Source organism: Methylibium sp. (assembly GCF_013817365.1).
Lineage (GTDB): Bacteria > Pseudomonadota > Gammaproteobacteria > Burkholderiales > Burkholderiaceae_C > Methylibium.
In genome coordinates this window covers 1-7507 of sequence record NZ_JACDCU010000183.1, presented here as the reverse complement: position 1 = coordinate 7507, position 7507 = coordinate 1, and the positions used below count along the sequence as shown (strand labels likewise).

Below are 7507 nucleotides of genomic sequence, written 5' to 3'. Positions count from 1 at the left end.
CTTGAGCGCCGCCTCCAGCGCCTGCTCGAGCTGGGCCAGCTCGGCATTCACGAAGATGCGCAGCGCCTGAAAGGTGCGCGTGGCCGGGTTCTGGCCCGGCTCGCGCGTCTTCACGGCGCGCGCCACGAGCTCGCTGAGATCGTCGGTGGTCCGCACGGCGTGGCCCTCGTCGCGCCGGGCCACGATGGCCTTGGCGATGGGCCCGGCGAAGCGCTCCTCGCCGTAGTCGCGCACCACCTCGGCGATCGCGCGCTCATCGGCGCGGGCCAGGAAATCGGCGGCGCTCTCACCGCGCGTGGTGTCCATGCGCATGTCCAGCGGGCCGCTGAAGCGGAAGCTGAAACCGCGTTCGGCGGTATCGATCTGCGGCGAGCTCACGCCCAGGTCGAGCAGCAGGCCGTCGATGCGGTCGAAACCGCGCGTCGCCAGCACCGAAGGGAAGTCGGCGAAGGCAGCGTGCTCGATCGAGAAGCGCGCATCGTCGATGCGCTCCTCGCCTTCGCACGCGTGCGCCACCGCGGCCGGATCGCGGTCGATCGCCAACAGGCGGCCCGCCGGCGAGAGCCCCGCGAGGATGAGCCGCGCATGACCGCCGCGCCCGAAGGTGCCGTCCACGTAGTGGCCCTCAGGGGTGGTCACGAGCGCGTCCACTGCCTCGTGCAGCAGCACCGTGGTGTGCTGCGCCTGCCCTGCCCGGGGATCCATCGCGCGTCAGAAGGAAAAGTCTTGCAGGACATCGGGCAGGCCCTGCTGCATCACCTCGGCCTCGTGGGCCGCGTAGCGCTCGGCGTCCCACAGCTCGAAGTGGCTGCCCATGCCGAGCAGCAGCACGTCTTTCGCCAGGCCCGCCGCGGCGCGCAGTTCGGGCGAGACGAGCACGCGCGAACTGGCGTCGATTTCGACGTCCATCGCATTGCCGAGAAAGATGCGCTTCCAGCCGACCGCGTGCATGGGCAGCGCCGCTATCTTGTCGCGGAAGCCTTCCCAGGACGGACGCGGAAAAACGAGCAGACAGCCCTGCGGGTGCTTGGTGAGCGTGAGCTGGCCCTGCGCCAGGGCGGCCAGCACCTCGCGGTGACGCGCGGGGACGACGAGGCGCCCTTTTGCGTCGAGCGCCAGCGCCGAAGCCCCCTGAAAAACGAATTGCGCCACGAACTCCCACCAAAGTGCACTTTGTCCCACTTTAGCGGAGCGCATCGGCAGGGTCAACTGCAGATGTAAGGAAATCCCAATGAAATCAACTACTTAGAGGCGACTTGAAAGGTACATTTCCACGGAAATATCGTTTTGAAGTAAGGACTTGCGAAGAGCACTGCAAGTGATGGATGAGTATTCGCGCCGCCGAGCGGGGCCGGCGACGACCGCGTCCTTCGTCCGAAATACCGATGGGGCACGCGCGGTGTCGGCGCCTGCGGCGGCGTCTGGCGGCCTACAAGCTCCCCAGCCGCTGCCACTCTCTCAGCGTGCGCAGCATGTCGCGATCGTGCTCCAGCCAAGCCTGTTCGCGGTAGCCCTGCACGGCCTTGTCCTCCGCCGAAAGCGCGCCTTCGGCGCTGTAGGCGAAGCGCAGGAACAAGGCGCCGGGGGCGGGCTCCTCGAGCGTGATCGTGAGGTGAACCGGCGCCGCGCCCTCGTGCGGCTGCGGCTCGAAGACGATGCGCTGCTCGGGCTCGAGCCGCACGCGGTCCTCGAAGCGCAGCGAGCCGAAGTGGATGCTGCGCACGCGCTCCTCCTGGCTTTCACCGACGCGCGCTTCGCATCGGTCGGGTCCGAGCTCGAAGCGCTGCGGCGACTCCACACGCACCAGCAGACCCCGCCACAACTCTGACCGGCTCATCGGCGCGATGCGCGGATTGCCCGGGTCAGTGACTTGCAGCAGGTGTTCGAAACGCATGGCCCTGTCTCCCTGATTCACAAGCGTAGCGCCGGTGCGCGCGACGCCAGCGTGCCGCTCGGCGCCGCACGGCTCGAAGCATCCTGCCAAACCGGGACCAATGCCGCTTTGTACCCGCACATTGGCCCTTCACTGCTTCTGCGAGGACCCGACAATCCTGTGGTGGAGTGCCGCTTCGCCTCCCGCTGCTGCCGGCTGACGACGAATTCGGTTCGACCAGCATGGCGTGTGCAGCGCAGCGGCCGCCCTGAACATCGCGAGGCATGAACATGATCGAAGCACCTGTCGAAATCGCTCGCACCGCGGCCGCTCACAGCGAGCGCGTGCCGACGAGCGGCGGTGAATTCCTGAGCTTTCGCCTCGGCGCCGAGGAATACGGCATCGACATCCTCAAGGTGCAGGAGATCCGCTCCTACGAGCCGCCCACGCGCATCGCCAATGCGCCGGCCTTCATCAAGGGCGTGATCAACCTGCGCGGCGTGATCGTGCCGATCGTCGATCTGCGTGTGAAGCTCGGCTGCGAAGTGGCCGACTACAACGGCTTCACCGTCGTCATCGTGCTCAACGTCAAGGGCCGCGTGATCGGCACGGTGGTCGATTCGGTGTCCGATGTGCTTCAACTCGGCCCGGAAGTGATCAAGCCCGCTCCCGAGATGTCGTGCAGCGTCGACAGCGCCTGCATCACCGGCATCGGCAGCGTCGCCGATCGCATGCTGATCCTGATGGACATCGAAGCCCTGCTCGCCGGTCCCGACATGGGCCTCTTCGACCCGATGTGATCGCTACCCCGGCGGGTCGGACGCGAGCCGACCCCCTCGCGGCACAACACCCCGACTTTCCTTCTGCAGCGCCGGCGCGCCGGCCACTTTCCCTTTCGCTTAGCTCCCCGAGCTTCCGCCCCCCCATGCTGATTGCTCATTTACCCGCGGACGAACCGCAGCGCCTGGATTGCCTGCTGCAGTTGCAGGTGCTGGACACGCCCGCCGACCCGGTGCTCGACGGTCTGGTGCACTGTGCCAGCGTCGTCTCCGGGTGTCCGATCGCCCTGGTCACCTTGATCGATGCCGATCGACAGTGGTTCAAGGCCCACCATGGTCTCGACATCGAGCAGACGCCGCGCGAGATGGCGTTCTGCGCCCATGCGCTGTTGGGCGATGGCCTGTTCGAGGTGACCGACGCGCTCGCCGACCCGCGTTTCGCCGACAACCCACTGGTGCTCGGCGCACCGCACCTGCGCTTTTACGCCGGCGTGCCGCTCGAAGTCGACGGCCACAGGCTCGGTACTCTGTGCGTGATCGATCGCGTGCCGCGCCGGCTCACCGACGCCCAGCGCACCTCGCTGCAAGGCCTGGCTCGCGCAGCCCAGCACTGGCTGCTGAGCCATCGTCAGCAGATCGCGGCCACCGAACAGGTTGCACTGCTGCGCACGTTCGGTGAGACGCTGCCCGGCTTCGTCTATCAGTTCCGTCTGTTTCCCGACGGCCGGTTCTGCTTTCCCCGCGCCAGTGCGCACGTGCACGAGCTGTTCGAGCTCGCGCCGCAAGACATCCTCCACGACGGCTCCGCGCTGTTCGCACGCATTCATCGCAACGATCTTCCCGGCCTGCATGCATCGATCCAGGCCTCGGCTCGCAAGCTCACGCCCTGGCGACACGAGTTCCGCGTGCTGCTGCCGCGGCAGGGTCTGCGCTGGCACGAGGGCGTCTCGCGGCCCGAGCCGCTGCCCGACGGCAGCGTGCTGTGGCACGGCTTCGTCACCGACATCACCGAGCGCAAGCAGCGCGACGCCGCGTATCGCGAAGTGCAGCAGCGCTGGCAGCTCGCCGTCGATGCGGCCCGGCTCGGCCTGATCGAGATCGACATCGCGCAAGCGCGCGTCGTGCTGGACGCGAACGCGCTCGGGCACCACGGGCTCGGCGCCGACGGCGCGAGCATGGACTTCGACGCCTGGCTGGCGCTCTTCGAGCCGGTCGAGGGGCGGCGGTTGCGCCACGCGATCTCGACCGCCGGCCTGGACGACGGGCTGATGCTGACGCTGCAGATCGTCGGCGCGGACGGCGCGACGCGCTATCTCGAACTCGCGGCCCGGCGCCTCGGCGACGGCGACAACGGCGCGGCCTGCCTGGTCGGCGCCTGTCGCGACGTGAGCGAACAGGTGCAGCTCGGCCAGCTCAAGCGCGACAAGCTGGCCGCCGAGCAGGCCAGCCAGGCGAAGAGCCTCTTTCTCTCGCGGGTGAGCCACGAATTGCGCACGCCGCTCAACGCCATCCTCGGTTTCACCCAACTGCTGCAGACGGACGCCACGCGGACGCTCGACGGCCCGCAGAAGCACCGCATCGAACAGGTGCGCCACGCCGGCGCGCATCTGCTCTCGCTGATCAACGACGTGCTCGACCTGACCCGGCTCGATCAAGGCGGCCTGACGCTCGCGCTCCGCCCGATGCTGCTCGACGCCGCGCTCGACGACGCCGGCTCGCTGGTCGAAGCCCAGGCGCTGCAGCGCGGCGTGCGCATCGAGCGCTCGGGCCCCGGCGAAGCGCTGGCCGTGCTGGCCGATGCGCGGGCGCTTGGCCAGGTGCTGGTCAATCTGCTGTCCAACGGCATCAAGTACAACCGCGCCGGCGGGCGGCTGGGCGTTGCGCTGACGGTCCACTCGAGCCGCATCGAGATTGCCGTGAGCGACGAAGGCGCCGGCCTGAGCACCCTCCAGCAAGCCGAGCTGTTCCAGCCCTTCAACCGGCTCGGGGCGGAGAACCGCGGCATCGAGGGCAGCGGCCTGGGCCTGGTGATCGCCAAGGGCGCGGTCGAGGCGATGGGCGGCGAATTGCGCGTGACGAGCGAACCGGGCCTCGGCTCGGTGTTCAGCGTGCTGCTGCCGCGCGCCAGCGCGGCCGGGTTGCGCGCCGAGCCGGCCAACACGGCTTTCCATGCGACCAGCCTCTCGGCCCCGATCCGCGGCAAGCCGCGCGCCGCGACCATCCTGTACATCGAAGACGAGCCGGTCAATGCGCTGCTGGTCGTCGAGGCACTGCGCGGCATGCCGCAGTGGCGCGTGGTGGTCGCGCCCGACGGCGAACAAGGCCTGGCGCTGGCCCGGCGCCTGCGGCCCGACGTGCTGCTGATCGACATCAACATCCCCCGCCTCACCGGCGACCAGGTGGTGCGCGCGCTGCGGCGCGAAGCGGCCACCCGCTCGCTGCACTGCATCGCCTTGTCAGCCGATGCGCTGCCGGAGCAGATCGCCGCGGCACGCGCTGCGGGCTTCGACGACTACTGGACCAAGCCACTCGACCTGCAGCAGATGGTGCAGCGGCTGCGCGAGTTGCTGGCCGAGTTGCCGGTGTCACGCGCGGCAGCCTGATCGAGTCGGCCGCGGGCTGGTGCGCAGAAGGCCGCACCGCCGTGTCCTCGGCTCGCGGGTGCCTTGCTTCGCCACGGCTGCCGCGTTCAGCCGCGCTGTGAAGGCCCCGCCAACCGCGGCTTGACCCACAGCCACGAGACGAGGCCGATGCTCATCAGGCCCAGCGAGGCGACGGCCAGCAGCAGGGTCGAGTGCATGACCAGCGGCGCCAGCACGCCGGCGACCAGCGCATTGGCCGTGGCGGCCATGAAGGACTGCATCGACGAGGCCATGCCGCGCCGCGAGGGAACGAGGTCCAGCACCATCAGCGTGACCACCGGCACCATCAGCGCCCAGCCGAACGAGAACAGCGAGATCAGCGGCAGCGCCCACCACGCCTCGGCGGTGAAGAACGCATTGGCGAGCACGTTGACGACCGACACCGTGAGCATGATGCGAAAGCCGCGCCGGATCTGCCGCGACGCCGGCAGCTTGCCCGCCAGCCGGCCGCTCCAGAACGCGCCGCCCATGATGCCGGCGATGGTGAACAGGAAGAACCAGAAGAACTGCTGCGGCGCCAGGCCCAGGTGCTCGCCCACGAACACCGGCGCCGACAGCACATACAGGAACATGCCGTTGAACGGAATGCCGCTCGCCAGCGCCAGCAGGAAGAAGCGGGAGTTCGAGCCGATCTGCCGGTAGCCGCGCAGCAGGTTGCGCACGTTGAAAGGCTGCACCGCGTCTGCGTGCAGCGTCTCGGGCAGCAGCTTCCAGTTGGCGAACCACAGTGCGGCGCCGACGGCGGTGAGAAACCAGAAGATCGCATGCCAGTCGGCATGCACGAACAGGAAGCCGCCGATGATGGGCGCGATGGCCGGCGCCGCGCCGAAGAAGAGCGTGACCTGCGACATCACGCGCTGCGCGTCGGCCGGCGGAAACATGTCGCGGATGACCGCGCGCGAGACCACGATGCCCGCGCCGGTCGACAAACCCTGCAGCAGCCGGAAGAAGACCAGTTGGCCGATCGTCTGCGACAGAGCGCACCCGACCGAAGCCAGCGTGAACACGGCCACGCCCCACAGCACGACCGGGCGGCGCCCGAAGCTGTCGGAGAGCGCACCGTGGAACAGGCTCATCACCGCGAAGCCGATCAGGTAGACCGACAGCGTCTGCTGCATCTGCACCGGCGTGGCGTCGATCGAGGCGGCGATGCCAGCAAAGGCCGGCAGGTAGGTGTCGATCGCGAACGGCCCGAGCATGCCCAGGCAGGCGAGCAGCACCGACAGCGCCCAGAGCGGCGCATGCCAAAGAGTTTGCGCGTTGGGATTCATACGCTGGGGCCTGCGCGCCAAGACGGCAGGCGCCGTTTCCGGCCCGGTTCTTGTTCGAATGAAACGTGAAAAGTGTGAAGCGGGCCGATAGGCCGGATTCTGTGCACCGGCACCGCCTTGCGGCGTTGCCGGCGTGACCGCCATTCCTCTGGGCCGCCCCTCACGGGAACGGCTCGATGCCACCTACCCGCCAGCTCCGCGGAGCCACATCAATGCTGGCCTATTTGGTGTTGCTGCGCGCAGAGATTGCCCGTTTCACCCGGGCCTCGGGGCTTGCGCCCCCAGGCCCGACTCGTCTCTGTTGCTCTGATCCTCACCTCGCGGTGGACAGCCGTTAGCTGCTGCGCTGCCCTGTGCAGTCCGGACCTTCCTCCAGCACAGCCTTTCGGCCGGTGTGCCAGCGGCGGTCTGGCCCACTTCACGGATGGGATTATCGTTCGCGGCACACGAACTTGCCGCATACGCAGGAGAGCACATGAAAGCCAACACCGTCCTCGACACCATCGGCGCCACGCCGCACATCCGCATCCATCGCCTGTTCCCGCCGGGCAGCGAGGTCTGGATCAAGTCCGAGCGCAACAACCCGGGCGGCTCGATCAAGGACCGCATCGCGCTCGCCATGGTCGAGGCCGCCGAGCGCGACGGGCAGCTGCGCCCCGGCGGCACCATCATCGAGCCGACCTCCGGTAACACCGGCGTCGGCCTGGCCATGGTGGCGGCGGTGAAGGGCTACCGGCTGGTGCTGGTCATGCCCGACAGCATGAGCGTGGAGCGCCGCCGGTTGATGCTGGCCTACGGCGCGAGCTTCGTGCTCACGCCGCGCGAGCTCGGCATGAAGGGCTCGATCGCGAAGGCGCAGGAATTGATCGCGTCGACGCCGGGCTCGTGGATGCCGCAGCAGTTCGACAACCCCGCCAACATCGAAGTTCATGCGCGCACCAC

Annotated in this window: 7 protein-coding genes and 1 other RNA gene; 3 read left to right on the top strand and 5 right to left on the bottom strand. The window is 68.5% G+C overall.

Going from position 1 to position 7507, the window contains the following annotated elements:
• The 3 genes from rsmH to H0W38_RS12085 all read right to left on the bottom strand — a co-directional run.
• Nucleotides 1–705 (bottom strand): 16S rRNA (cytosine(1402)-N(4))-methyltransferase RsmH (gene rsmH / locus H0W38_RS12095; RefSeq protein WP_292454304.1); only part of this gene is annotated, 705 nt, incomplete at its 3' end.
• Between the two features lie 6 nt (nt 706–711).
• Nucleotides 712–1197, bottom strand: coding sequence for a division/cell wall cluster transcriptional repressor MraZ (gene mraZ / locus H0W38_RS12090; protein WP_292454301.1), 486 nt, complete (start codon nt 1195–1197; stop codon nt 712–714).
• Nucleotides 1198–1429: 232 nt separating this feature from the next.
• On the bottom strand, nt 1430–1894 hold the full coding sequence (locus H0W38_RS12085) for an SRPBCC family protein (protein WP_292454299.1): 465 nt from the start codon (nt 1892–1894) through the stop codon (nt 1430–1432).
• Between the two features lie 263 nt (nt 1895–2157).
• Here H0W38_RS12085 and H0W38_RS12080 point away from each other — a divergent pair, with 263 nt between their 5' ends.
• Nucleotides 2158–2673 (top strand): chemotaxis protein CheW, encoded by a 516-nt coding sequence (locus H0W38_RS12080; RefSeq protein WP_292454298.1) that lies wholly within the window; start codon nt 2158–2160, stop codon nt 2671–2673.
• 125 nt (nt 2674–2798) lie between these two features.
• Nucleotides 2799–5255, top strand: coding sequence for an ATP-binding protein (locus tag H0W38_RS12075; RefSeq protein ID WP_292454296.1), 2457 nt, complete (start codon nt 2799–2801; stop codon nt 5253–5255).
• Nucleotides 5256–5341: 86 nt separating this feature from the next.
• Here the strand turns inward: H0W38_RS12075 and H0W38_RS12070 are convergent, their stop codons facing one another.
• The gene (locus tag H0W38_RS12070) at nt 5342–6565 is read right to left on the bottom strand and encodes a multidrug effflux MFS transporter (RefSeq protein WP_292454293.1); all 1224 of its coding nucleotides are present in this window, start codon (nt 6563–6565) and stop codon (nt 5342–5344) included.
• 72 nt (nt 6566–6637) lie between these two features.
• Nucleotides 6638–6985: RNase P RNA component class A (rnpB, locus tag H0W38_RS12065), an RNA gene on the bottom strand.
• A 55-nt stretch (nt 6986–7040) separates the two neighbouring features.
• Between rnpB and H0W38_RS12060 the strand changes: the two genes are divergently transcribed.
• Nucleotides 7041–7507: PLP-dependent cysteine synthase family protein (locus tag H0W38_RS12060; RefSeq protein WP_292454290.1), on the top strand; the 467-nt coding region annotated here is incomplete at its 3' end.

What these genes read in the sequence shown, in the direction of transcription:
- mraZ (WP_292454301.1), bottom strand. Translation starts at nt 1,197, where the DNA reads ATGCGCTCCGCTAAAGTGGGACAAAGTGCACTTTGGTGGGAGTTCGTG.
- H0W38_RS12085 (WP_292454299.1), bottom strand. Translation starts at nt 1,894, where the DNA reads ATGCGTTTCGAACACCTGCTGCAAGTCACTGACCCGGGCAATCCGCGC.
- H0W38_RS12080 (WP_292454298.1), top strand. Translation starts at nt 2,158, where the DNA reads ATGAACATGATCGAAGCACCTGTCGAAATCGCTCGCACCGCGGCCGCT.
- H0W38_RS12075 (WP_292454296.1), top strand. Translation starts at nt 2,799, where the DNA reads ATGCTGATTGCTCATTTACCCGCGGACGAACCGCAGCGCCTGGATTGC.
- H0W38_RS12070 (WP_292454293.1), bottom strand. Translation starts at nt 6,565, where the DNA reads ATGAATCCCAACGCGCAAACTCTTTGGCATGCGCCGCTCTGGGCGCTG.